The organism is Flavobacterium sp. CAU 1735 (assembly GCF_039888695.1).
Lineage (GTDB): Bacteria > Bacteroidota > Bacteroidia > Flavobacteriales > Flavobacteriaceae > Flavobacterium.
In genome coordinates, this window is record NZ_JBDQQQ010000002.1 from 22962 (window position 1) to 47444 (window position 24483).

General features: G+C 40.0%; 24 protein-coding genes. 9 read left to right on the plus strand and 15 right to left on the minus strand.

The window, feature by feature from the left end; translation table 11 throughout:
- Positions 1 to 36: 36 nt before the first annotated feature.
- The gene (recG, locus tag AAFN64_RS07200; RefSeq protein WP_347759937.1) at positions 37 to 2139 is read right to left on the minus strand and encodes an ATP-dependent DNA helicase RecG; all 2103 of its coding nucleotides are present in this window, start codon (positions 2137 to 2139) and stop codon (positions 37 to 39) included.
- Between the two features lie 289 nt (positions 2140 to 2428).
- On the opposite strand from recG, the gene AAFN64_RS07205 reads away from it, so the two are divergent.
- The 3 genes from AAFN64_RS07205 to AAFN64_RS07215 are packed head-to-tail and all read left to right on the plus strand — an operon-like array spanning position 2429 to position 3564.
- Complete coding sequence (locus AAFN64_RS07205; RefSeq protein ID WP_300485101.1) at positions 2429 to 2776, plus strand: hypothetical protein; 348 nt, start codon at positions 2429 to 2431, stop codon at positions 2774 to 2776.
- A 20-nt stretch (positions 2777 to 2796) separates the two neighbouring features.
- Positions 2797 to 3237: a hypothetical protein gene (locus AAFN64_RS07210; protein ID WP_347759938.1), complete on the plus strand. Its 441-nt coding sequence runs from the start codon at positions 2797 to 2799 to the stop codon at positions 3235 to 3237.
- 48 nt (positions 3238 to 3285) lie between these two features.
- Positions 3286 to 3564 carry a hypothetical protein gene (locus tag AAFN64_RS07215; RefSeq protein WP_300485098.1) on the plus strand — a complete coding sequence of 93 codons (279 nt, stop codon included), beginning with the start codon at positions 3286 to 3288 and terminating at the stop codon, positions 3562 to 3564.
- A gap of 122 nt (positions 3565 to 3686) precedes the next feature.
- Here AAFN64_RS07215 and AAFN64_RS07220 read toward each other — a convergent pair whose 3' ends face one another.
- From AAFN64_RS07220 to AAFN64_RS07230, 3 genes are read right to left on the minus strand one after another with little or no spacing between them, the layout of a single operon-like run.
- The gene (locus AAFN64_RS07220; RefSeq protein WP_347759939.1) at positions 3687 to 4379 is read right to left on the minus strand and encodes an aspartyl/asparaginyl beta-hydroxylase domain-containing protein; all 693 of its coding nucleotides are present in this window, start codon (positions 4377 to 4379) and stop codon (positions 3687 to 3689) included.
- Positions 4380 to 4382: 3 nt separating this feature from the next.
- Positions 4383 to 4898, minus strand: coding sequence for a hypothetical protein (locus AAFN64_RS07225; protein ID WP_347759940.1), 516 nt, complete (start codon positions 4896 to 4898; stop codon positions 4383 to 4385).
- A gap of 32 nt (positions 4899 to 4930) precedes the next feature.
- Complete coding sequence (locus AAFN64_RS07230) at positions 4931 to 5677, minus strand: diphthine--ammonia ligase (RefSeq protein ID WP_347759941.1); 747 nt, start codon at positions 5675 to 5677, stop codon at positions 4931 to 4933.
- Positions 5678 to 5767: 90 nt separating this feature from the next.
- On the opposite strand from AAFN64_RS07230, the gene AAFN64_RS07235 reads away from it, so the two are divergent.
- Together AAFN64_RS07235 and AAFN64_RS07240 are read left to right on the plus strand one after the other, a co-directional pair.
- The gene (locus AAFN64_RS07235; protein WP_347759942.1) at positions 5768 to 7837 is read left to right on the plus strand and encodes a M1 family metallopeptidase; all 2070 of its coding nucleotides are present in this window, start codon (positions 5768 to 5770) and stop codon (positions 7835 to 7837) included.
- Positions 7838 to 7997: 160 nt separating this feature from the next.
- Positions 7998 to 9752 (plus strand): carboxypeptidase-like regulatory domain-containing protein, encoded by a 1755-nt coding sequence (locus AAFN64_RS07240; RefSeq protein WP_347759943.1) that lies wholly within the window; start codon positions 7998 to 8000, stop codon positions 9750 to 9752.
- 79 nt (positions 9753 to 9831) lie between these two features.
- Here the strand turns inward: AAFN64_RS07240 and AAFN64_RS07245 are convergent, their stop codons facing one another.
- A complete protein-coding gene (locus tag AAFN64_RS07245; protein WP_300485087.1) occupies positions 9832 to 10347 on the minus strand; it encodes a hypothetical protein in 516 nt (171 codons plus the stop codon).
- A gap of 155 nt (positions 10348 to 10502) precedes the next feature.
- Between AAFN64_RS07245 and AAFN64_RS07250 the strand changes: the two genes are divergently transcribed.
- Both AAFN64_RS07250 and AAFN64_RS07255 read left to right on the plus strand, forming a co-directional pair.
- Positions 10503 to 12842 (plus strand): UvrD-helicase domain-containing protein, encoded by a 2340-nt coding sequence (locus AAFN64_RS07250; protein WP_300485084.1) that lies wholly within the window; start codon positions 10503 to 10505, stop codon positions 12840 to 12842.
- A 29-nt stretch (positions 12843 to 12871) separates the two neighbouring features.
- Entirely contained in the window at positions 12872 to 13492 is a 621-nt protein-coding gene (locus tag AAFN64_RS07255) for an L-threonylcarbamoyladenylate synthase (protein ID WP_300485082.1), read from the plus strand.
- A 201-nt stretch (positions 13493 to 13693) separates the two neighbouring features.
- On the opposite strand, the gene AAFN64_RS07260 is transcribed toward AAFN64_RS07255, so the two are convergent.
- The 3 genes from AAFN64_RS07260 to AAFN64_RS07270 all read right to left on the minus strand — a co-directional run bounded on the left by AAFN64_RS07260 (position 13694) and on the right by AAFN64_RS07270 (position 16069).
- On the minus strand, positions 13694 to 14533 hold the full coding sequence (locus tag AAFN64_RS07260) for an OmpA family protein (protein ID WP_300485080.1): 840 nt from the start codon (positions 14531 to 14533) through the stop codon (positions 13694 to 13696).
- Positions 14534 to 14610: 77 nt separating this feature from the next.
- Positions 14611 to 15606, minus strand: coding sequence for a glycosyltransferase family 2 protein (locus AAFN64_RS07265; RefSeq protein WP_347759944.1), 996 nt, complete (start codon positions 15604 to 15606; stop codon positions 14611 to 14613).
- A gap of 13 nt (positions 15607 to 15619) precedes the next feature.
- Positions 15620 to 16069, minus strand: coding sequence for a type I restriction enzyme HsdR N-terminal domain-containing protein (locus AAFN64_RS07270; RefSeq protein ID WP_136401296.1), 450 nt, complete (start codon positions 16067 to 16069; stop codon positions 15620 to 15622).
- A 55-nt stretch (positions 16070 to 16124) separates the two neighbouring features.
- Here AAFN64_RS07270 and holA point away from each other — a divergent pair, with 55 nt between their 5' ends.
- A complete protein-coding gene (gene holA, locus AAFN64_RS07275; protein ID WP_300485076.1) occupies positions 16125 to 17129 on the plus strand; it encodes a DNA polymerase III subunit delta in 1005 nt (334 codons plus the stop codon).
- A 61-nt stretch (positions 17130 to 17190) separates the two neighbouring features.
- Positions 17191 to 17373: a CAL67264 family membrane protein gene (locus AAFN64_RS07280; RefSeq protein ID WP_136401298.1), complete on the plus strand. Its 183-nt coding sequence runs from the start codon at positions 17191 to 17193 to the stop codon at positions 17371 to 17373.
- 107 nt (positions 17374 to 17480) lie between these two features.
- On the opposite strand, the gene AAFN64_RS07285 is transcribed toward AAFN64_RS07280, so the two are convergent.
- The 7 genes from AAFN64_RS07285 to AAFN64_RS07315 form a co-directional block, all read right to left on the minus strand.
- Entirely contained in the window at positions 17481 to 17900 is a 420-nt protein-coding gene (locus AAFN64_RS07285) for a hypothetical protein (RefSeq protein ID WP_347759945.1), read from the minus strand.
- Between the two features lie 23 nt (positions 17901 to 17923).
- On the minus strand, positions 17924 to 18637 hold the full coding sequence (locus AAFN64_RS07290) for a hypothetical protein (protein ID WP_347759946.1): 714 nt from the start codon (positions 18635 to 18637) through the stop codon (positions 17924 to 17926).
- A gap of 211 nt (positions 18638 to 18848) precedes the next feature.
- Positions 18849 to 19229, minus strand: a complete 381-nt coding sequence (locus AAFN64_RS07295; protein WP_347759947.1) for a VOC family protein — start codon at positions 19227 to 19229, stop codon at positions 18849 to 18851.
- A gap of 57 nt (positions 19230 to 19286) precedes the next feature.
- The gene (locus AAFN64_RS07300; protein ID WP_347759948.1) at positions 19287 to 20969 is read right to left on the minus strand and encodes a CocE/NonD family hydrolase; all 1683 of its coding nucleotides are present in this window, start codon (positions 20967 to 20969) and stop codon (positions 19287 to 19289) included.
- Between the two features lie 33 nt (positions 20970 to 21002).
- Entirely contained in the window at positions 21003 to 22169 is a 1167-nt protein-coding gene (locus AAFN64_RS07305) for a hypothetical protein (protein WP_347759949.1), read from the minus strand.
- 7 nt (positions 22170 to 22176) lie between these two features.
- Positions 22177 to 22857 carry a GNAT family N-acetyltransferase gene (locus AAFN64_RS07310; RefSeq protein WP_347759950.1) on the minus strand — a complete coding sequence of 227 codons (681 nt, stop codon included), beginning with the start codon at positions 22855 to 22857 and terminating at the stop codon, positions 22177 to 22179.
- A gap of 158 nt (positions 22858 to 23015) precedes the next feature.
- Positions 23016 to 24464 (minus strand): PLP-dependent aminotransferase family protein, encoded by a 1449-nt coding sequence (locus tag AAFN64_RS07315; protein ID WP_347759951.1) that lies wholly within the window; start codon positions 24462 to 24464, stop codon positions 23016 to 23018.
- Between the last annotated feature and the right edge of the window lie 19 nt (positions 24465 to 24483).

Consider the following 24483-nt stretch of genomic DNA (forward strand, 5'->3'; position numbering starts at 1 on the left):
TATTTTAATTTGCTTTATATAAAGTTTTAAATAAGCCTAACTGATGTGATTCCAAATGTTTCTTTTTTTGGATAATTCAATAAAAACCTGCTTTAAAACCTGATGCTCCGGTTTGTTCATCGACGGATCATCTTTTAAAAGTCGGATGGCTTCATGACGGGCCAATTGTAAAATATCCCGGTCTTTTACCAGATCGGCAATCTGTAAATTGAGTACGCCACTTTGTTGGGTTCCCATAATATCGCCCGGTCCGCGAAGCTTTAAGTCGACTTCTGAAATTTCAAAACCGTCGTTGGTACGACACATGGTTTCGATTCGTATTTTTGAATCATTACTCAGTTTATGACTGGTCATCAGAATGCAATAACTCTGTTCGGCACCTCGTCCCACACGACCGCGGAGCTGGTGTAATTGGGACAGACCAAAACGTTCGGCACTTTCAATGATCATTACACTGGCATTCGGAACGTTTACACCCACTTCGATAACCGTTGTGGCGACCATAATGTTGGTTTTTCCGGAAGCAAAGCGTTCCATTTCGGCATCTTTTTCGGCTGGTTTCATTTGGCCGTGTACGATGCTCACGCTGTATTGCGGTAGCGGAAAGTCCCGTGAAATCCCTTCATAACCGTCCATCAGGTCTTTGTAATCCATTTTTTCACTTTCCTGAATCAAAGGATATACGATATAAATCTGCCGGCCTTTGGCGATTTCATCTTTAAGAAATTTCCAAACCTTTAGTCGGTTACTATCGTAACGGTGTACGGTTTGTATGGGTTTCCGTCCCGGAGGAAGTTCGTCGATAACCGAAATGTCCAGATCGCCATAAAGACTCATAGCCAGCGTTCGCGGGATAGGCGTAGCGGTCATCACCAATACATGCGGCGGAATGGCATTTTTTTTCCATAATTTAGAACGTTGCTCGACACCAAAACGATGTTGCTCGTCAATAATAGCGAGTCCGAGATTGTGGAATTTTACTTTGTCTTCCAACAACGCATGGGTTCCGATTATGATATGCAGACTCCCGTTTTCCAGTTCTTCATGAATGATCTTCCGATCGGCTGTTTTGGTGGAACCGGTTAGAATTTTAATATTCAGATTGAGGTCTTTAGCCAGTTCGCGGATTCCTAAAAAATGCTGATTGGCTAAGATTTCCGTAGGCGCCATTAAACAGGCCTGAAAACCGTTATCCAAAGCCAAAAGCATCGTCATTAGTGCGACGATCGTTTTACCGGATCCTACATCACCTTGTAAAAGACGGTTCATTTGGGCATTGCTTCCCAAGTCGTTACGGATTTCTTTTAAAACCTTTTTCTGCGCGTTCGTTAGTTCAAACGGGAGGTAATGGTTGTAAAAAGTTGTAAAATATGCGCCAACACTATCAAAAGGATGGCCTTTAATTTTGTGTTTACGGATGAGGTTTTTGGTGATGAGTTGTAATTGAATAAAAAACAACTCTTCAAATTTCAATCGGAATTGTGCTTTTGCCAACAGCTCCTGACTTTTCGGAAAATGAATATTGAACAAAGCGACATTTTTCGGAATCAGTTTTAATTCGTCGATCAGATTCGCCGGCAACGGTTCTTTAAATAAGGCCTGGGTTTCGATAAACAATTGCTGCATCAGCCGGTTTACCGTTTTATTGGTAATCCCTTTTTGCGTTAGTTTTTCGGTTGACGGATAAACGGATTGCATGGCCGAGCGCAAACTCTTTTCGTGATCGGCGAGTAATTCCATTTCCGGATGCGCCATATTAAACAGACCGTTAAAAGAGGTTACTTTTCCAAAAATAACATAAACGTTATTTAGCTTCAGACTTTCACGGATCCATTTCTGACCCTGAAACCAAACCAGTTCCATTTCGCCGGTATCGTCTACAAAAGTAGCCACAAGCCGTTTTCCGCGTTTTTGTTCTACGGTTTTAATATGGATCACACGACCTATAATTTGTACTTCCGAATTACTGTTTTGCAATTCATTGATTTTATAATAGCGCGTACGGTCGATATAACGGTTCGGGAAGAGGTTAAGCAGATCGGCATAACGGTGAATGTTTAACTCTTTACGTAATAACTCCCCACGTTGCGGACCAACGCCTTTGAGGTATTCTATAGGAGTTTCGAGAAGGTTGTTCATTCAGGAATCACGATTAGTAAAAAATCACTTTACGAAGATAGATTTTAATTGGGAAATTAAAAAACACCCCGGATGAAAATACAGGATCAGAATCGATTTTTTATCGCGTATAACAGGGAGAAAGTCGTCTGAAAAATGGCAATTGCGGAAAAACAGGTAAAAACACGTATAAAAAATATAGTATGACTTTATAGTTTTATCCCATAAAATGCTGTAGCAAGATCATACTGTCAGCTAATAGGTTAAGTATTTTTTGACGACTAAACTGTAACCAAAAAAGATAGTAGAAATGAAGATTCCCCAAATTGCCGTAGTACTAATTGCATTCCTTTTAATTAGCTTCTGTCGGGAAACACCTGCGACAGCAACAGTTGTAGTAAAGGAAAAACAAAGCCGACAATTGGTTAAAGATTCGAATCCGACAGCGATTCAGAACCTGATTAAAGATACTTCTACCGAAGCATCTTTACTGGCGCTGAATGTATTGCATAGCAAACGTTCCGGAAATAACGGATCAACACCAGATAATTCTCTTGATCATTTTCCGGATGTACAGGATGCAGATGATGATTTTCAGCATTTACCGCCTGTTGATACCTATTGGTTGCAAAATCTTAAGATTAGTTTAAGACAGTAATAATCAAAATGTGACTCAGGATGGCTAAGCGAATATATCAATTCGTAACGGATTGGGACAGCGTTCCGGGGAAAAAGAAAAACACAGGTAGCGTAGTGGAACTACTTGGTTTTCTGGCATTATTTTATCCTAAAACCGGAATGTGCTGGACCGTATATATGAGTATGCTGGGAAGCTTCGGAATGGCAAAATTATCGCCAATGGTGTGGTTTTTCCCGGCACTCCTACTTTTTTTAATGCTCCATTTGTGGGCGTTGTTAAAAAACGTACGACAAAAAAAAATATACTTTCCCTTTTTACTCAGCCTGATTGGAACCTTATTTATATTGACAGGAAGGATGTTTTTACCTGTAGCGCAATGGCCTGTTATTGCAGGAATACTATTGTTGGTTTTAGGATCATTGGCGAACTGTCTTGTCGATTCCAAAAGGATCGATACCGTAACGGTTCCGGTTGAGTAACTAAAAATAAGAACCCTAAATAAAATAATAACTCAAAAGCAAAAAAGTATGGATGGAATATATATAGTGTCGGCATTTGCGACGATTAACGGAAAAAAATATTACCTGGGAACAGAAACCGTTAGCAATAGGAGTTATGGTCATTCGGTGTCATCGGATGTCGTTTTAAAAGAAATCAAAGCCGATTACGGTTTACATGGTTTTACAGAAGAATCATTGGCAAAAGCCCGATTTGATTTTATTGTTCACGGAAAACAGGAACACCTGCCGGTATTGGAAAAACCGGTAATTGTATCTAAAAAATTTAGCAGAATAGGAATATCATAACTTTTTATAAATGTCATAGTGTAGGCATAGTTTAGAGTTCCATAAATAAATTGTGTTTATAGACAGGAGAGGGTAGGTTTGGTTAAGCCTGCCTTCTTTGTTTTTATACATTTCGGATTGGATCAAGACTTGTTGTTTTCCATGTTTTGAAGAATGGTAGCAGTGAGCACCGGATTCATACGATTCAATTCTTCGGAGATACGTTGTTTTTCGGCTTCACTCATTTCGGGCAATGGTTTTCGGAATTGCTCCGGATCTGCTTCTTTATAGAAAAGTTCGTTGGTCCACTCGTTTTGTAATCCGTCGATAACCAGATGGATACGATCCTGAGTGCCGTTATTTACAACCGAATGGGTAAAATTAGCATTGATATACCAACATTCGCCTTCATTCATGATCAAACGTTTATCGTCCAATAAAAACACTACATCCGGATTGGTAATAATGGGAATATGCAAGCGGAAACAACCGTCTTCATAGCCCAGACAATAATCGCGATGCGGTTTGATTTCGGTTCCGGCGGTGAGATTAAGCAAACGAACGGCTGTTTTTTCAAACGGAAAGTCGTCAAGTAGGATTTTAAAATAGGAACATTGTTGTAAAATAGCCGTGTCTTTTAATCCGTTTTGGTTTAAGGCGAAAATGGAATCGTGTTTGCCGTCTTCCGACATCAGGGCGATCGAAGTCCATTTGCCGTTATAATCCTTACGGTTGTAATGATCGGTCCATTCCAGAGAAAGTACTTTTTGAACATCGGCTTGTAAACGGTCGATATCAAATGCAATTGGGAATTTTATAGCGCGAACGAGTTCCATAACTTAAGGTCTTAACCAGTGTAACATAAAAGGGAAAGGTTTTTTGCCTTCTTGCTCGGCACGCGTTTCACTCAGACATAAACCCGCCCATTCCAAAAAAGGTAATCCGATATAATTTCCTTTTTCGAAATTTGAAATCAGCATTTCCGAACCGTTTTTATAGCCGTTATTGTGAAAAACAAAATCAAGCGGTAAATTCAGGTGAACCGCCGCGGCATACGACCATAAAATTGCACCGATTTCTTCACCGCCTGAAGGCCAGTCGGCACTTTGAGCATCGGTTCCGGCAAGTTTGCGTTCGTCCGGTGTGGTTACAGCAAGATGACCGGCTTCATGCAGCAAATCGCCGGGATATAATAGTTGATCAAAATCTACGTAAATACAGTTAGGTCCCAGAGCTAAACCGGGTAAAAAAGTGTCCGTTAGTGTTTTTTCAAAAACCGGTATTCCGATTTCCCGTAGAAAGTCGAGTACTTTGGTAAGTGCTGTTGTTATTTGAAGCGTAGAGGTGTTCTGCATATCCCAAAAATACAAAATACGGTCCGAATCTTTTAGGTGATTTTACCTGATTTGACAGCTGTCGGAATAAGGTCGCAATACCAGAATCCATACTCGGTTTCGCGTGGTGTGGTATAACAATCGTCATCGTTTTTCGGAGCTTCGTATTTACGAAGCACAATGTCACCTTTTGTAAAAGCAATCGGGTTTTTAAAAAGCGGCCCGTCAAAGGTAAACGTATGAAATTCGCCATTTTCACCACACGGATCTACATTTTCAGGGAGCTCCCGGATAAAATCGGCGTCGATAATACGGCCGGCAAAACTTTTGTCCAGCAATCGGGCATCGACGCAGGTAACGATGGTTTTAAATCCCAAATCAATAAACTCGTGAATTAAAGTTTTGGTGTCGCGCTTCCATAACGGGAAAATGGCTTTTAGGTCCATTTCGGCCAGTTTCTTTTCCCGGTATCCCCGTAGGTCTTCGAGGAAAATATCACCAAAAGCAGCATGCGTAATGCCTTTAGCCTGTAAGTCGGTTAGGGTTTCCTGCATTAGGTTTTCATAGATTTCCATTGAAGGCATTTCGGGAATTTCCATCTTGACCAATGGTAAACCGATGCTTTCGGCTTGTTGTTCGAGTAGACTGCTTCGTACGCCGTGCATCGAAATACGATCGTATTGTTGGCTAACGCTTGTTAATAAACACGCGATTTCAAATTGATCCTTCTGTATTAATTCATATAACGCCAGAGCAGAGTCTTTTCCGCTACTCCAGTTAAAAACCGTTTTTGCCTTCAAAATAGAAAATTTAAGGTGTAAACTTACAAAAAAGCCGCTTTAATGTTGTGCTAAACTTTGTAACTTTGAGCTTTCCATTATATCCTAAATATGAAGCGACTCACATTTCTCTGCTGTTTTATATATACCTTTTCAAACGCGCAACAAAGCGAAAAAGTTGATTTTATCACACTTGATGCAGCGGTTTCATTTACCACCGAGACCCGTAAAATCGCAGGTGATGTAACGTATACCTTTCAGGTGAACAGTGCTACGGATACGATTAATATCGATGCGCAACGGATGGATATTTCCGGTGTGACGATCAACAACAAACCGGTAAAGTTTAAAAATACCGGTAAAAAATTACAATTGTTCCAAGGGTATAAAAAAGGGTCTAATACTCTGAAACTACATTATGAAGCCCAACCGCGGCAAACGCTTTATTTTATTGGAAAAGACGAAGATTTTCAGATATGGACACAAGGACAGGGGAAATATACCAGTCATTGGTTACCCAGTTTTGACGATGTGAATGAAAAGGTGATTTTTTCGTTTTCCATAACCTTTGATAATGCATTTGAAGTCCTTTCCAACGGTGTTTTAAAACACAAAGTCACGAAAGACAATCAGACCACCTGGCAGTATGCTATGGAAAAACCGATGAGTTCCTACTTGACGATGCTGGCTATTGGAAAATTTGATAAAAAGACCGTAACGACCGCATCGGGTACACCTTTGGAATTATACCTTCGCAAAGCGGATGCGGCAAAATTTGAATCGACGTATCGTTATTCGAAAGAGATTTTTGATTTTTTCGAACGGGAAATCGGAGTAGCCTATCCCTGGAAGGTCTACCGACAAGTTCCGGTATTCGACTTTTTATATCTCGGAATGGAAAATACTACGGCGACCATCTTTTCACAGGATTTTGTGGTCGATGCCATCGGCTATAACGATCGGACGTATACCAACGTAAATGCTCACGAACTGGCGCACCAATGGTTTGGCGATCTGGTTACGGCGCAATCCGGAAAACACCATTGGTTACAGGAAGGATTTGCAACGTATTATGCCTTGCTGGCCGAAAAGCAACTTTTTGGAGACGATCATTTTAACTGGGAACTGTACGAATCGGCCGAAAACCTCATTCGGGCTTCCAAAACCGATACCAAACCGATACTCCATGAAAAAGCAAGCTCACTGACTTTCTATCAAAAAGGAGCCTGGGCTTTACATTACCTACGTACACAAATAGGGGAAGATAAATTTCGTCTGGCGGTACAAAACTACCTGCGAAAATATGCGTTTAAAAATGTCGACACCGATGCATTTCTGGCTGAGGTTCGAAATGTTGTCGACTATGATACAGCGGCTTTTAAAACCTTATGGCTCGAAAATCCGGCATTTCCTACCGAAGAAGCTTTGGCTATCGTAAAACAAAATCCGTTTGTTAAAACCTATCTCGGTGTTGTCGAATTACAGGACAAATTATTAGTCGACAAACAAAAGCAGTTCGAAACACTTTTAAAATCGGATGTTTTCTATCCTGTTAAGGAAGAAATTATCTACCAATTGGAAAATACACCGTTCGAACAGAATAAACCTTTACTGGAATTAGCGATGCAATCGACCGATTTAAAAGTCAGACAGGCGATAAGTAAGTCGTTGCGCAGTATTCCGGAGTCGTTTAAACCGCAATACGAAACTTTATTGGAAGATCGGTCGTATATCACGCAGGAAATCGCGTTAAAAGCACTTTGGGCCCAATTTCCAAACCAGCGCTTTCCGTTATTGGATCAAACAAAAGACTGGCAGGGATTTAACGATAAAAACCTGCGAATCAGTTGGCTGACATTGGCTTTGGCGACACCGGATTATCAGAATGCCGAAAAATTAAAATACTATGAAGAACTGCTACATTATGCTTCGCCTCAGTATGAAAGTAATGTAAGGTTAAATGCTTTGGTGAATCTGTTGTATCTGAACAAAAGTGATATGAATACCCTGCGTTATCTGGTAAACGGAACCTTACACCACAAATGGCAGTTTGTTAAGTTCTCAAAGGATTCGATTCGTGCCTTATTGAAAAACGAAAAACATCGGGAGTATTTTCAGGAACTTTTGCCGACTTTACCGGAAAACGAAAAAACACAATTGGGGATATTGCTGAAAGAGTAGTTTTTTAGTGTTTGTATTTTATATTATTCTTTTTGTTTGTCTTTGTATTGATGAATATGTTTCTATTTTATTAAATTATTGTAAAAATAATAACATTTAATACGCAACTAAAAGGTTTGTGTTGTATCTAAAGAATACGAACAACACAAAACCAAAACATATGAATAAAATCAAACTTTTTTTAGTGCTTATCACGTCTCTGCTGTTTTTGGCTGGATGTGAATCCGAAAGTACCGTAGAAGGAGGAGGAAGCAATACCGGTGGCGGTACTATGTCATCCAGTTTCGGAAATCAGGTTTCAAGAGATTTTATCGGACAGGTGGTGGATACGAACGGAAATCCCGTTTCGAATGCGACTATCAAAATAGGAACTACAACAGGACAAACCGATTCCAATGGTGTTTTTATTATTAAAAATGCGACGGTTTACGAGCGATTTGCCTATATCACAGCTAAAAAAGCCGGTTATATCGACGGTTCCCGTACGATGGTACCGACATCCGGCGATAATAACGTTCGGATTATGTTGTTGCCATTACAGCCAACTCAGGTAATCAATTCGGGTGTAAGTAGCGAAGTCACGTTATTATCCGGAACCAAAGTTGTTTTCGATGGCGCTTTTCAGGACGAAAACGGCGCGGCCTATAGCGGTAGTGTTGCGGTGGCAATGTATCATTTATTGCCATCCGACAGTAAGTTAAGTAGTCTAATGCCGGGTGCTTTATTCGCTCAGGATGAAAACGGAAATGCCAAAGCACTGGAAACTTTAGGAATGCTTAATGTTGAATTACGCGGATCAGGCGGACAAAAACTACAGATTGCTTCCGGACATACGGCTCAGGTGGTGATGAAAATTGATAACAGTCAGTTAGGAAGTGCGCCAAGTGAAATCCCGTTATGGCATTTTGACAACGATAAAGGGTATTGGATTCGGGAAGGTAGTGCAACCCGTCAGGGAGATACTTATGTAGGTAATGTATCTCATTTTTCATGGTGGAATTGCGATGCGCAGTTTCCGGTTGTATCGATGTGTGTAAATCTGGAAGATGCCAATGGTAATGCCTTAGCGAACATTCAGGTGGGAATCATCCGAAGCGGAAATACCTATCCGGTTATGGGAACGACCAATGCCGATGGTCAGGTTTGCGGATTGGTACCTTCCAACGAAAATCTGACATTGGTTGTTTTGGATAATTGTGGCAATACGATTTATAGCAATGCCATAGGTCCGCTAACAGCAAATACAACTTTACCGACGATTACGGTAACCAATCCTTCGGTTACGCCAACAACGGTACAGGGAAATCTGGTAACCTGCAGTAATGCTCCGGTAACCAATGGTTATGTAATTTTACATACCGGATATACAACACAGGTAACAACTGTTACCAATGGAAGTTTTAGCTTTAATACACTGGTTTGTGGTGGTCCGAATGCGACGTTTACTTTAGAAGGAGCCGATTATGATAATTTACAGGTAACGGGTGATGTGAACTATACGTTTGCCACGCCGACAACGAATATTGGTAATCTGGTGGCTTGTAATTCTATCACGGAATTTATAACCTATCAGATCGACAGCAACCCGACAACCTACCATCTTACAAGCTTTAACGCCGGGTATACGCCAAACGGACTCAGCATTAGCGCACAAAGTGCTACCGGAGCCGGGATTTACTTCTGGGGTAACACCAATGTTCCGGGAACCTATACGACTTCCAGCTTTACAATTGAAGGAGGAGCTGTTGGCTATATTTCGTCGCAATTGCCCAATACAATGGTATTTAATCTGAATGCTTTTGGAGCAGTAGGGCAGTATATTGACATGACTTTTAGCGGAACCTATCAGGATAATAATAATCCAAGTGTCACACATACGATTACAGGAGTCATCCATGTAATTCGCGATAATTAATTGTTTTGTTTGTTATTTAAATTAAAAAGACTTTTCATTGATTTGAAAAGTCTTTTTTATGTTTTGATTAAAAGAATCTTTAAAATAAGTCGCTTACTTCATTTTTCAGATAAGAAAGTGCTACCGAACTAGGCGATTGTTTTTCCATCATATCGCTTAAAATGATTTCACGTAGTTTATTCGCATTTTCGGCACCCATGGATGCCTTTCTGATTATCTGAATTGTCGTGTTTTTAGCCGTAAGGATAATATTCCAGCTTTCTTCCGAAATATAAATCTGTTGTGTCAGGTTATGTTCGAATTCCTGTTCGATATGCTGGATCAGTAAATTTTCATAATCGTTTTTATCCGAGGAATGCGGGGCGATACGAACCAGTAATTTGGCAGGACTAATACGCTCCAGAAACAACGTCATACGCTCAAAAGCCTGTAAACGTATCGGAAGCGCACTTTTTTGTGCTTCTTTATGCAACAGGAAACGACGGCGTCCTTCTTCATTTTTTGTATGTAGGTTAAAAAAGTAATAAGCCACTCCGCCGGTAATGATAGCCGGAACGGTATAGGCCAGTAATTCTACTATTTTGGTAGTATCCATGATCGAATCGGGATAATTGATTAATGAATTTAAAATCGGTTCAAAGTGCTACAAATAAACGAATAAAGAAATAAACTAACAAAATAAAAAACTCTGCTGATTTTAATTGTAATAAAGCATAATGAGTAGTATTTTTGAGGTTTGATATCATGACCATGCAAAATTATATTGACCAGTTAAATGAAGCCCAGCGGGCGCCTGTATTACAAAAAGACGGGCCAATGATAGTGATTGCCGGAGCCGGTTCCGGAAAAACAAGGGTACTGACCATTCGTATTGCTTATCTGATGCATCAGGGCGTGGATGCGTTTAATATCTTGTCGTTAACCTTTACCAACAAAGCTGCCAGGGAGATGAAAACCCGTATTGCGAGTATTGTAGGTAACAGCGAAGCCAAAAACCTGTGGATGGGAACCTTTCACTCGGTTTTTGCTAAAATATTGCGAAATGAAGCCGATAAACTGGGTTATCCGTCGAATTTTACGATTTATGATTCCCAGGATAGCGTACGATTAATCGGGCAGATTATCAAAGAAATGCAATTGGATAAGGATGTGTACAAACCCAAACAGGTTTTGGGGCGTATTTCCTCCTATAAAAATAGCCTGATTACGGTAAAAGCCTATTTCAATAACCCGGAATTACAGGAGGCGGATGCGATGAGTAAAAAGCCGCGTTTGGGCGAAATTTATCAGAATTACGTAGAGCGCTGTTTTAAATCGGGTGCAATGGATTTCGATGATTTGTTATTGAAAACCAATGAATTGCTAACCCGTTTCCCGGATGTTTTAATGAAATACCAGGATCGTTTTCGCTATATTCTGGTGGATGAGTATCAGGATACGAACCATTCTCAGTATCTGATTGTTCGGGCGCTATCCGACCGTTTTCAGAATATTTGCGTGGTAGGTGACGATGCGCAGAGTATTTACGCATTCCGAGGCGCGAATATCAACAATATCCTGAATTTCCAGAAAGATTACGAAGGCGTAAATACCTATCGTTTGGAACAAAATTACCGTTCAACGCGAAACATCGTGGAAGCGGCGAATACCATTATCGATAAAAATAAAACCAAACTGGATAAAGTCGTTTGGACGGCCAACGAATTCGGACCTAAAATCAAAATTCACCGTAGTCTTACCGATGGTGAAGAAGGACGTTTTGTGGCCAGTACCATTTTCGAACAGAAAATGCAACACCAGATGAACAACAATCAGTTTGCGATTCTATACCGTACCAATGCGCAGTCGCGTGCAATGGAGGATGCGTTGCGTAAAAAAGACATTCCGTATCGTATTTATGGCGGACTATCGTTTTACCAACGTAAAGAAATCAAAGACGTATTGTCCTACTTGCGACTGGTAATCAATCCGAAAGATGAAGAGGCATTGATACGTGTGATCAATTATCCGGCAAGGGGAATTGGCGGTACGACCGTAGAAAAACTTACGATTGCTGCGAATCATTACAGACGTTCCATTTTTGAAATCATGGAACATATCGATAAGATTGATCTGAAATTAAATTCCACCACAAAAAACAAGTTACAGGATTTTGTGACCATGATCAAAAGTTTTCAGGTGATTAATGAGACACAGGATGCGTTGTATCTGACGGATCACGTATCCAAAAAAACCGGATTGATTCAGGAATTGAAAAAAGACGCCACACCGGAAGGTATCGCTCGTATCGAGAATATCGAGGTGTTGATGGGCGGTATCAAAGATTTTATCGAAGGGCAAAAGGAAGTGGACGGAGCGCGTGGTGCTTTATCGGAATTTATGGAAGATGTGGCTTTGGCGACCGATTTGGATAACGATACCGGCGATGACGATCGTGTGGCTTTAATGACCATTCACCTGGCAAAAGGACTGGAGTTTCCAACCGTATTTATCGTTGGAATGGAAGAGGACCTGTTTCCAAGTGCAATGAGTATGAATACGCGAAGCGAACTGGAAGAAGAGCGTCGTTTGTTCTATGTGGCCCTAACACGAGCCGAGCATCAGGCTTATCTGACGTATGCGCAGTCGCGCTACCGTTGGGGGAAACTGGTCGATAGTGAGCCGTCGCGTTTTATCGAGGAAATCGATGGACAATATCTGGAATATTTAACACCGGTAGAAACGAATTACCGTTATAAGCCGACTATTAATGCCGATATTTTTGGTGATGTGGACAAATCGAAATTGCGATTAAGCAAACCGGTTGCCGGAACACCGCCAAAGTATATTACCGACAACGAAGAGCCTAAAATGGATCGTAATATCCGTAAATTAAAACCGGTTTCGGGTGGTATTCCGGCAGCAGCTGGGCCAAGTCCGTACGACAATGGATTGAGTGTAGGGAATATTGTGATGCACGAGCGTTTCGGAAAAGGACAAATCCTGAATCTGGAAGGAGCCGGAGCCGATAAAAAAGCCGAAATCAAATTTGAAGTAGGCGGTATTAAAAAATTACTGTTGCGTTTTGCGAAACTACAGGTAATTGGCTAAGAAGATAGAAACCTTTAAAATATAAAATCATGGCAGAATTCATTAAAATTTACCCTGAAAACCCCAATCCGGCAGCCATTGCAAAAGTGGTTAAATGCCTAAAAGAGGGCGGACTGGTTATTTATCCGACGGATACCGTTTATGGTTTGGGTTGCGATATCACCAATTCGAGAGCATTGGAAAAAATCGCAAAAATCAAAGGCGTAAAACTCGAAAAAGCAAATTTTTCGTTTGTATGCTGTGATTTGAGTAATTTATCGGATTATGTACGGCAAATCGACACGGCGACTTTTAAAATTCTAAAAAGAGCTTTACCGGGACCGTATACGTTTATTCTTCCGGGAAACAATAACCTTCCAAAAGAATTTAAAAAGAAAAATACGGTCGGGATTCGTGTACCGGATAATACTATCGCATTGGAAATTGTAAGACAGTTGGGAAATCCGATTGTTTCCACTTCCATACATGACGATGATGAGGTAATTGAATATACAACCGATCCGGAATTGATTTTTGAAAAATGGCAAAATCTGGTCGATATGGTTATCGATGGCGGTTATGGCGACAATCACGCTTCGACGGTTATCGATCTTTCCGGGTTCGAACCGGTAGTGGTTCGGGAAGGAAAAGGCGACCCGGATATTCTGTAGTACTTTATTGATTTATCGTAAAAACTTTGGTTATACGATAATATATCAATAACTTAGCGTAACAAAATGACTAAAAATATAACAATATAGAAGAGGTGTCATTCTTAATTAAATATTTAATTGGTTATTAAAAAAAAATTAGGAATACATAAAAAGCAGGTCTTTTGGACCTGCTTTTTCATTTGTAGTATATATAACGGTTTAGTTTTTACCGGTCATATTTTTCATTTCTTTTTCGATCATATCGTAGAACTGATCAATTTTAGGTAAAACCACGATACGGGTTCTTCTGTTTTTTGCTCTGTTCTCCGGCGTATCATTGTCGGCCAACGGAACATAGAAACTTCTTCCTGCTGCGATTAATTGTTTTGGATTTACACCCAAATCATCCTGTAAAACACGAACGATTGAAGTTGCTCTTTTTGCAGAAAGATCCCAGTTGTCAACTAATACGGCATTTTTAATCGGCACATTATCCGTGTGACCTTCTACCATACATTCGAAGTCCGGTTTGCTGTTTACTACTTTAGCTACTTTAGCCAATACTTCTTTGGCACGGTCGCTCACAACATAACTTCCACTTTTGAAAAGTAGTTTGTCAGCAATGGAAATAAAAACCACACCTTTTTCTACATTTACCTGAATATCCGGATCGTTGATACCAACCGAACTTTTTAAACTGGTAACCAAAGCAAGAGTTACACTGTCTTTTTTCGTAAGAGCATCTTGTAAACGCGTAATTTTAAGGTCTTTTTCCTTAAGACTTTCCAATGATTTTTCAAGATTTTCAGCACCTTTTGAAGAAAGGGTAGTTAAATTACCCATATTATTGATTAAATCGGAGTTGTTCTTCTTCAAAAAGTCCATCTGACTAGCCATATGGTCTTTTTCAGTTAAACACGTATTCAGTTTTACCGTACAAGTGTTTAATAGGTCCTGAATTTTTTTGTTCTCTTCTTCTAGAGCTGCAATTTTTTTCTTCGATCCGCAGGATGTTAGTGTAATTGCAAGTACCGAAAGGGCGATAACGACTTTTTTCATACAATGTTGAATTTATAAGGAATAACGAATTTACTAAGATTTTACTGCTTGTTAAAGTTTAAAACGATAAACAAATGTTAAATCTTAGTATCAAAAAACCTGCCATTTTTAATGAAATACCTGTAAACAATGGAGTTCACAAGAAAATAATTTTCTTTTTGGTGATGGCTTCTTTTTGTTAAAAACTTGGAAATGAAACGATAAAGGGCAAAATGAGCACGAATAACAGCCCCGGTATGTTTGGGTTTTCCCTGGAAAAAAAAGTGGATACCGGCAATTCCATCCAGACAAAGCCGCTGGAAAATCACAGGAAATAATTGTTTTTTGGGCAAATTTTTTACCATCATCCATAATGAATTCCTAAAATTAAGGAATGTTTTATGCGGATTTCCGGTGTTTAAGGTAGCACCACCAACGTGATATACGGTCGACAAGCCACAGTATTTAATGGTATAACCCTGGTTAAAAGCACGCCAGCAAAGGTCAATTTCTTCCTGATGGGCAAAAAAATCGGAATCAAAACCATTCAGTTCGTGGAAAACATTTTTTCGGATAAACATACAAGCGCCCGATGCCCAGAAAATTTCCTTTATGTCGTTATATTGTCCTTTATCTTCTTCCACGGTTTCGAAAATACGTCCGCGGCAAAACGGAAAACCATATTTGTCGATATAACCACCGGCAGCACCGGCATATTCAAAATGGGTTTTGCGTTTGTAATCCAGAATTTTTGGTTGTACGATTGCCGTTTCCGGTTCGTTATCAAAAAGAGCAATAATCGGTTGCAGCCAGTTTGGCGTGACCTCAATATCGGAATTAACCAATACATAGATCGGTTCCGCGACCGATTGTAAGGCTTCGTTATAGCCGCCGGCAAATCCGAAATTGGCGCGGTTTATAATAATGGAAACCGTAGGAAAATGTTCTTTTACAAAGGCAACCGACGCGTCGGTCGAGGCATTATCGGCTACGTATACCGTAGCTTCCGGAGAATTTTCGACAACAGAAGGTAAAAACTGTTCCAACAATTTTACACCATTCCAGTTGAGTATGACAATCGCTATTTTTTTCAAAATTTCAGGGGTATTATACGGATGGAAAATCCGGTAACGTTCTAAGGAACTGGTATTCCTTTTTTTCATAATCCATACGGCAAAAATAATGATTTAAGCCATTGGTGACCATTAAATAATCGGCTTCCAAAACCATGTTATATCGGGCGATCTGATCGAAAACCTGTTGGGTGATCGCAACTTCGGGTGCTTTGCATTCGACCAGCAGGAAAATTTTTCCGTCGGGTTTAAAAACCACCGCATCATAGCGCTTTGTCAGTCCGTTGATTTTGATGACTTTCTCAACATTGATATAGGATCCGGAGTATTTTTTGTCCTGTAATAAAAACTGAATCACATGTTGACGCACCCATTCTTCGGGAGTTAACTGGATAAATTTTTTCCGGATGGCATCAAAAATAGCCACTTTATTTTCACTATTTTTGAACCGAAAGGAATAAGGCGGAAAATTCAGATTTTGCATAGTGCAAATATAAATTGAAGTTTTTGATTTCCGGGTAATTGCTAAAGAAACTGTTTTGGAGGAAGTACTAAAGATTATAAAAGATATTAAAGCCGGCGACATTAAACCGATTTATTTTTTAATGGGAGAAGAACCCTATTATATTGATAAACTGGCCGACTATATCGAGGATAATATTTTATCGGAAGAGGAAAAAGGCTTTAACCAGATGGTTTTATACGGTCGTGATGTTACGGTAGACGATATCGTTTCGAATGCAAAACGCTATCCGATGATGGCCGACCGTCAGGTGGTGATTGTTAAAGAAGCGCAGGAATTGTCGCGAACGATTGACAAGCTGGAAAGTTATGCCGAAAATCCACAGCCTACAACGGTTTTGGTGGTGTGTTATAAATACAAAACGCTGGACAAACGTAAAAAAGTGACCAAAGTATTGGAAAAAGCCGGAGTGGTTTTCGAAAGTAAAAAGCTGTATGAAAACCAGGTCGGTGACTGGCTTAAACGGGTGTTATCCGGTAAAGGATATCAGATTGAGCCGAAAGCCGCTGCAATGTTGGTGGAATTTCTGGGAACCGATTTAAGCAAGATTGCCAACGAACTCGATAAACTCGCGATTATTCTACCAAAAGGAAGTACGATTAGTCCCAAGATCATTGAAGATAACATCGGATTTAGTAAAGATTATAACAACTTTGAGTTGCGCAAAGCGATAGGTGAAAAGAACCAGTTAAAAGCCTATCAGATTGCGGATTACTTTGCTCAGAACCCAAAAGACAATCCATTGGTCGTGACAACCGGACTTATTTTCGGTTTCTTTTCCCAATTATTACAATACCACGGATTAAAAGACAAAAGTCCGGGTAATGCCGCTAAGGTCTTAAAAGTGAATCCGTATTTTCTAAAGGATTACGATGTGGCTTTGCGAAACTACCCGATGAAAAAGGTAAGTCAGATTGTAGCCGTTTTGCGGGACATCGACGTAAAAAGTAAAGGAGTAGGTGCCAATGCTTTACCACAGCAGGATTTGCTAAAAGAAATGCTGGTTAAGATATTCAATTAGATTAATATTTTTACAGCTATGATATTATTACGATATTTGCCATTCAAAAAAACTAAAGAATATGGGCATGAATAAAAATACCATTTTAGGGTGGGCCACTCTGATAATGGTTTTAATGGGATTATTATTAATCGGATTGGCAGTTTACCGATATGCCGATGTAGCCGGATGGGGATTTGGAGCGGTAGGAATCGGATTTTTTGCCATTGCATGGGTATTTAATGCTTTAAAGGGAAGAGTATAATATTCTTTTCACGATACAACAAAACCCGAAACATATGTTTCGGGTTTTGTTTTTTTAAACTATGCCACACCTGACAGGTTTCCAAAACCTGTCAGGTGTCGTTGGTTTTATTTGGCAACTTTTATATAAAAGATTTCATTTAGAGGAAAAATAATATCATTGGACCATTTTTTGTTTTCAAAGTCATAATTTTCGGAACTAATATATTGTAAAAAAGGTCCTTTATAAATCAATTTATTTCTTCGTATAATTCCTGTTTTATAGTTATTTTCTTCGTTAACACTAGGGACATCCGATAATAAGTCAATTTCTATTAAATGAATAGTGTCTTTTTGTATTTTATATTTTCCAGAATAGGGATAGTCCCTTTCACAATTATATTCTTCATAAGTACCGTCTGCTTTAAACGTTAGGTAACTAATACAATCTTTGGCGACTGTATATTCCCACCGGGTGTTTGCTAATGGATTTTGTTTTTCCTGTATGGTATAGGAAAACATCGTAAGTAATAGTAATAGGTAATTCATAGCGAATCGTATTAAGTAGATGTCTAATTAGGATTGGGACGTAAGTAATAGGAACCTTTAAATTCAGATCCTGCAGTATTCATAAAATCATTATGTAAAGGACGTGAGTTCGATCCGCAGCCACTTGTCTGACAACCTGCTGAATATACATGACCTTTAGAATCATATAGAGATTCCTGATATTGATTACCAGTGTGAAAAAATACCCCGGTCATAGAACCTTTCGGACTACCCGGAGCAGTTGGGACAGACAGACCTCCATTAATCAGAATTGCCAAATCTTCTTTTCCCCGTGCTATATAACTTCCTCTGCCTTGAAATCTCGCCGGATATAACCCTTCTGCCAGTGTTCCGTATTTTGTGATATTGGCCGGAACGGTATTACCCATAATTTCCGCCGAAGAACCATTCTTATTTTTTTCTAGATACAGTTCAAATTTAGCACTGTTAATTGGTTCGTTTAGGTTTGAATCTCTGTTATGTGTTCCCACCAGGACATTGGCACCTAAATACTTTTCTCCGGGTTTGGTTGTGTCTTGTGAGGTTGCATTTTCATCCCAGTAAATAGTTCCGTCTTCGGCTTCCACCCAATGCAGTTTGTCGCTATTTTTTTCAAGAGCTATCATTTTGGAAAGCGAATCTCTTTCCAGTGTTTTGTCGGAAGTTTCTTCTAGGGGATCGACCTCACAGGATACGAATAGTAAGGCAAAAAGAATTGCCAATAGTTTTGTTCTCATAAAATAAGATTTAAAAATTAATAATCGTTTTATGAGGGAGTGTTGTTTGGGAAAGTAAAGCCCTGTTATCAGTAAGAGGAAAAGTATTCCGAGGAATAAAAAGAAAAACGTAGTATTTGTTAATAGGTTATATATTTGATAACCAATATTATAAATTTAAAAATAATATTCTAAGAAAAAAGAGTAGACTTTAGACAATTCCAGACAATGGTTAATCTGCAGGTTGGTGTAAGGCAATACGATTTCCTTCCGAATCTTTAAACTCGGCCACAAAACCCAATTCGCCATTAGACGTTTTTGGATATAATGCTGCTCCGCCATTGGCGATTGCTTTTTCAAGTGTCTTTTCGATCGCATCAGAATGAAAATAAAGCACCACACCATCCAACGTTGGTTTATAAATTTCTCCTTTTGCCAATGCTCCGGAAATACCGGGTAACGCATCCGATAAGGGAAAAAGCGCCATTTCATTATGATCAATAATTGTTTTTTCAAAAGTAAAACCGAAAACAGCGGTATAAAACCGTATCGCCCGATCCAGATCGGTAACGGGAATTTCGAAATAAACGACGGGATTTTGTTTGGATTTCATAGATGATTTTGGGGTTAGACACCTGACTGGTTTTTAAAACCAGTCAGGTGTGTTTGTTTATTCTTTAGTAATAGGAATCCGAATATAACTATCGTTGTGCCATTCGATTTGCAATGGCTTGCCGGCATCGTGCAGGGTTTCGGAGGCAACTGCTTTTCCGGAACCGTAATTGATTATCTCAAACGGGTGTTTGTTGCTATTTAGGAAAAGTACCAATCGGCTGCCGGCATTTATTTTTTTACTGACAAACCGGGTATTTTCAAATGGGATAAGCTCTTTTTTTCCGGGTTGTAAAAGCTGTCGTTTCGAAGGGTTTTTAGCATAACTGGCACGACCAACATAACGGGTCAGGAAAAAATAATTTCCATCCGGTAGTAGTTCGTATAATGCAGCCGAAATATCCATATCTTTTTTGGTAATTGTAGCCGATAATTTTCCGATAAAAGAGCCGTTAATCGTAAAGCTCTGTTCAAAAGCCGGTGTTGTAAAAAGCAATCCGCCACTAACATCCAGATTTTTAAACAGGATCTCCGGAGTATAATAATTGTTTTGTTGTTCCCGGTTCTTAAAATCGAGGATTTGTTTTTCAGATTTTCGGATTTTCGGCCGAACGGAAGTCAGTGTTTTACCATTCAGGTAAAAGGTAAGCGTATCGGTATTGATCTTTTCCAGCGATGGTGCATGTCGCCACGTATTGGTACCCATAACCTGGTAATTGATTTTGTCTTTTAGTAATTCCGGTTTGGGTTTTCCTTTCAGGATATAATCCAACCATTGATAGGCGAGTTCCATCATACTGACATCGGCAACCGGATCGATGTCGTAGCCCATTAATTTTTTGGCGGCTTTGCGTTGTCCGCCCCAATGATCATACGGACCGATTACAAAATAGTGGTTTGCATTTTTATTGTATTTATAATGCAGTTTAAAATACTGAAGGGCTCCGATTTGCGCTCCGTCGTAATAACCGGTAGTCGATAGTATCGGAATGGCAATTCGGGCGTATTCTTCGGGTGTAGGAACCATCGATTGCCAGTAATTATCATAATCCGGATGGGAAAGCCATTTTTGAAATATCGGATTTTTATAGCCTGCCAGACTATCCATTTCCTTAAAAGCGATACCTTTTTCAAACCATTCAAACGGCAAACTTCGCGGTAGCGGTTCTTTTTTATAAATATTGTCGTGCGACCAGTACAAACCGGAATTAAGCTGTACATTGTTTTCCATCGGCATATCATAACCGGGCATAACGGCCACTTGCGGAACGATGGTTTTTAAAGCCGGATGACAGTTTTTTACCGTTGCCCATTGGGAATACCCGGTATAACTGCCGCCGTACATTCCTACAGTTCCATCGCACCACGATTGTTTACTAATCCAGTCGATGATATCGTAAACATCGGTACCTTCGTGTTCATAGGGCGCATACTGTTCCAGATTGGTTTTAATTCCCCGTGCATAGGCCACAATACCGACATAATCACGATCGGCCGATTTCTTTCCGAAAGTTGCATCATTGGCATTCTGATAATAGGTCGTATAAAAAAGAATGGCCGGTAATGGTACCGTATTCGTTTTTTTTCGGACAATAATAGCAGAAATCGAAACACCACTTCGGGTCGGAATCTGTACGCTATCCTGGATGGTATAAGCGATTTCGGAAGCTATCGCAGGTTGTGAAAACACAGCGAAACAGCCTGTTAGCAGTAATCCGATTATCCAAAAAAGGTGTTTCATAACAAATACAGTTTATCCGGATATTAAAAATACTTATTTTAAAGTAATCGTATAGCGCTCGGTGCTTGTATAGTTTTTGTCTTTAAGGATGATGTCATAAGTCCCCGGTTTCAGATATAGCGGTGGTATTTCTTTTCCGTTAATTTCGACAATATCGGCCGGAATACCTTTCTGATCGTATTCTTTAGCGCGATAGGCGGTAACCAATACCGGTGTATTTTTGATCTTTTTCTTCGGAACGGTATACAAAATGCTACCGTCTTGAAGCCAATCCGGTCGGTTGTTCGGATAATTTGTTTCGGGATGTAGTACGACAATATCGGTTTGTTTCGGATTGGATAAGCCATTAAAGATAGCTCCGGATTCCAGTTGTAATACGACTGTTTCTTTTTTTGGGATGCCTTTTACAAAAGGATGGTTGAGCTCTGGATTTCCTTTTTCCGGGAAAAGTGCCTGATTAATCGTAAACGGATCGATTCCCATATATTCTTTTAACCGACCAGTCATGGCTTTTTCCCAGGGTTTATATTCGTTTTCAAAAACATGATCGTGTCCGCAGTGAATCAGTACTTTTCCTTTGGGATGACTGTCGATGAATCGTTTGATGTTTTGTGCCTGTTCGATTTCGCGCTCTTTTCCGTTTTTGCCATCGGATGCCTCGTACCCAAATACCGTAAAACCGATTTTTAAGGCTTCGGATAGCAGGTTCCCGAATTCCGGTTCCCGGGTATAAAAACCACTGTCCAGTATCGGGAATTTCCGTTTGTTGATAAGCGTATCGTGCAACGCTTCCAATCCAAGGTAACGGTAACCGTTATCATACAATCCTTTTAACAAAGACTGCGTAAATGTCCGGTGCCGGGCATTGGTATGCGCTTCATTGATCACAATGAGCGATTCGTTTTTAGAACGGTTAAGAATATAATCCCGGGCATTTAACGGTTTGGATTTTGCAAACAGCAGACTATCAGAAGCTGTTAATGGCGCGGATTTCCGAAAACCGTTTTTGTCCCATATTTCCAACGCTTTTTTATAGTAACCGCTTATCGAAAAATAGGTGGCATTCATTTGGTATTTCCAGGCGGTGGTGTCTTTTTCGAGATTGTGATACAAATCGGTCGAAAATTTATAATAATCGTTTTCCGATTGCGCCTGAGCGACAATGGTAAATAAGGAGCATAGTAGTAATTGAAATTTCATATTTGATTTATTGAGAAGTAAGATTCCAAAAACTGATTTTACGACGTGTGGTAAATCCCAGTTTTTTATAAACGTTAATCGCTCTGGTATTGGATGAAGCGACATGCAGATACGGTATTTTATTTTCCTGAAAAATAAGATGTGCCGCATACGCTACCAACTGGGAAGCATACCCTTTTCCGGTATGTTCCGGATGCGTTATCACAGCACTTATTTCGGTATACTGATCCATTTTCATGCGTTCGCCGGTAACGGCTACTAAAATACCGTCTTTAAAAATACCGTAATAGTTTCCCATTTCTGGTGTTCTGGTTTTAAAATAACCGGGTTGTACCAAATTTACGAGTTGTAGTAATGCTTCTTTATGAGTTGTATCCAAAGTAATGATTTTATCCTCAGAAACTATAGAAATTGGCTGCAACAATACCATCTGATCACAAACCAATTCATTTACCAGTTGTACCGTATCGTCATAAGATGGTCTTTCGCCCACAATAAAAAAGTTGTCGGTTAACTGGGCATAGTGTGCGACACCTTTTTCGGTTGATAATGGCTGTATAAAACCACCAAATGGACAAAAATCGGGATGATAATAGTGAATACCGTCCAATTCAAGGGCAAATGGCTGGTGTATTTCGGTTAAGGAGTAATAAACCGGATTGTCTAATTTATAGGTTGTTTCGGGCATATAATACGTGTTATTTCAGAAAAACGGAACTTCTCAAATTAACTCAAATAAAAAATATCTTACAACAAAAAAAGTGAAATTAACAGAACGGAAGCGTGTTCCCGTTGTCCAGATTCACCGAAGGGATTAAAAATTTGATCATCAGTTTATCACACCTGTCAGGTGTGATTCAATATTGACTTTAAATATAAAACCGCTTCGGTTAATTCGGTTTCGTTTAAAGAGGCAAATCCAAAACGGAAAGCATTTTGTGTAGCATCCATTCTTGCGATATGGAAATGATCGGTTGTTTGTAAACGGGATAAAGAATAACCCTCGCGTAACCGGATCCAGATAGCCATACCACCGGATGGTAAGGTATAGGAAATATACGGACTAAGGTGCTCCTGTAACAAAGCATCCAGAAAATCCCTGCGTTGATGGTAGCATTTTTTTGCTTTTTTAAGATGTCGTTTGAGTTCTCCGTCCTGTATCAGTGTTGCCAGCGCATTCTGCATATAACCGTCACCGCCAACGTCAATTAACTTTCGGAGTGCGGTACACTGAACAATAAAATTTTGCGGAGCGATCATAAATCCCATTCGGAGCGATGGATCCAATATTTTCGAAAAAGAACCGATATAGATTACATTCCCGTTATGTCCGCTGCTTGCCAACGGAAGGTAAGGCGATGAGGTATAATGATAGTCGTAGTCGTAATCGTCCTCAATAATCACAAAAGAATACTGTCTGGATAGTTCCAGTAATTTTATGCGTCTTTCTACGCTAAGGGTCACCGTTGTCGGATAATGATGATGTGGCACCACATAAACGGCATTAATTTTTTCCTTCTGACAAATCAACGCGATGGCATCGGTATCGATGCCGTTGGTATCAACATTTACTTTTAGCAGTTGTGCCCCAGTTTGCTGAAAAACCTGATCGGCTACGGGATAATTGGGCTGCCCCACAATAATACGCGTATTGGAATCTAACAACAACTGAGCGGCCAGGTAAATACTCATCTGTGCTCCGTGTGTGATCAGTATGTTGTTGGCAGTACAATTTAAGCCGCGGGTTTCCGATAAATACGAAACCAATGTTTCCCGGAGTTTTGGAGTTCCCTGCGCCGTACCGGTATTGGCGGTTTTAATGGCATATTTTCGGGCGGTATTCGAACGATAGGTTTTTAGTAAAGCGGCAATAGGCGATAACCGTACATCGGGATGTCCGTCGTCTATAGTGATATCGGGGATTTTAGAGGTCGAATAATGATCCGTATTTTCAATGATGTGACGAAACGGAAGCTCCAGATTATTGGTATATCCGGTCCGAGAAGTGGTGTTTTCCCAGGATTGTGGCCGGAGTGACGGAATTCGTTCCGAAACGCTAACCTGTTTTCGCGGAACAACATTAATCCAGTCCTGTGCCTGTAACTCGTCGTAAGCCGCGATAACCGTTTTGCGGTGTACCTGTAAGGTTTTTGCCAGTTCCCGACTACCCGGAAGCAGTATTCCCGCTTTTAAAGCACCATTTCGGATAGCGGTACTGATACCCATGGCAATTTGCCGGTAGACTGGGATTTTACTCGTTTTATCAATGGTGATAATATGTTCGAACGGAATCATCTGGACTACTTTGTGTGTT

Bases quoted from the DNA above. Each gene is read 5' to 3' on its own strand.
- recG (WP_347759937.1), bottom strand. From the start codon at position 2,139: ATGAACAACCTTCTCGAAACTCCTATAGAATACCTCAAAGGCGTTGGT.
- AAFN64_RS07205 (WP_300485101.1), top strand. From the start codon at position 2,429: ATGAAGATTCCCCAAATTGCCGTAGTACTAATTGCATTCCTTTTAATT.
- AAFN64_RS07210 (WP_347759938.1), top strand. From the start codon at position 2,797: ATGGCTAAGCGAATATATCAATTCGTAACGGATTGGGACAGCGTTCCG.
- AAFN64_RS07215 (WP_300485098.1), top strand. From the start codon at position 3,286: ATGGATGGAATATATATAGTGTCGGCATTTGCGACGATTAACGGAAAA.
- AAFN64_RS07220 (WP_347759939.1), bottom strand. From the start codon at position 4,379: ATGGAACTCGTTCGCGCTATAAAATTCCCAATTGCATTTGATATCGAC.
- AAFN64_RS07225 (WP_347759940.1), bottom strand. From the start codon at position 4,898: ATGCAGAACACCTCTACGCTTCAAATAACAACAGCACTTACCAAAGTA.
- AAFN64_RS07235 (WP_347759942.1), top strand. From the start codon at position 5,768: ATGAAGCGACTCACATTTCTCTGCTGTTTTATATATACCTTTTCAAAC.
- AAFN64_RS07240 (WP_347759943.1), top strand. From the start codon at position 7,998: ATGAATAAAATCAAACTTTTTTTAGTGCTTATCACGTCTCTGCTGTTT.
- AAFN64_RS07245 (WP_300485087.1), bottom strand. From the start codon at position 10,347: ATGGATACTACCAAAATAGTAGAATTACTGGCCTATACCGTTCCGGCT.
- AAFN64_RS07250 (WP_300485084.1), top strand. From the start codon at position 10,503: ATGCAAAATTATATTGACCAGTTAAATGAAGCCCAGCGGGCGCCTGTA.
- AAFN64_RS07255 (WP_300485082.1), top strand. From the start codon at position 12,872: ATGGCAGAATTCATTAAAATTTACCCTGAAAACCCCAATCCGGCAGCC.
- AAFN64_RS07260 (WP_300485080.1), bottom strand. From the start codon at position 14,533: ATGAAAAAAGTCGTTATCGCCCTTTCGGTACTTGCAATTACACTAACA.
- AAFN64_RS07270 (WP_136401296.1), bottom strand. From the start codon at position 16,069: ATGCAAAATCTGAATTTTCCGCCTTATTCCTTTCGGTTCAAAAATAGT.
- AAFN64_RS07280 (WP_136401298.1), top strand. From the start codon at position 17,191: ATGGGCATGAATAAAAATACCATTTTAGGGTGGGCCACTCTGATAATG.
- AAFN64_RS07285 (WP_347759945.1), bottom strand. From the start codon at position 17,900: ATGAATTACCTATTACTATTACTTACGATGTTTTCCTATACCATACAG.
- AAFN64_RS07290 (WP_347759946.1), bottom strand. From the start codon at position 18,637: ATGAGAACAAAACTATTGGCAATTCTTTTTGCCTTACTATTCGTATCC.
- AAFN64_RS07295 (WP_347759947.1), bottom strand. From the start codon at position 19,229: ATGAAATCCAAACAAAATCCCGTCGTTTATTTCGAAATTCCCGTTACC.
- AAFN64_RS07300 (WP_347759948.1), bottom strand. From the start codon at position 20,969: ATGAAACACCTTTTTTGGATAATCGGATTACTGCTAACAGGCTGTTTC.
- AAFN64_RS07305 (WP_347759949.1), bottom strand. From the start codon at position 22,169: ATGAAATTTCAATTACTACTATGCTCCTTATTTACCATTGTCGCTCAG.
- AAFN64_RS07310 (WP_347759950.1), bottom strand. From the start codon at position 22,857: ATGCCCGAAACAACCTATAAATTAGACAATCCGGTTTATTACTCCTTA.
- AAFN64_RS07315 (WP_347759951.1), bottom strand. From the start codon at position 24,464: ATGATTCCGTTCGAACATATTATCACCATTGATAAAACGAGTAAAATC.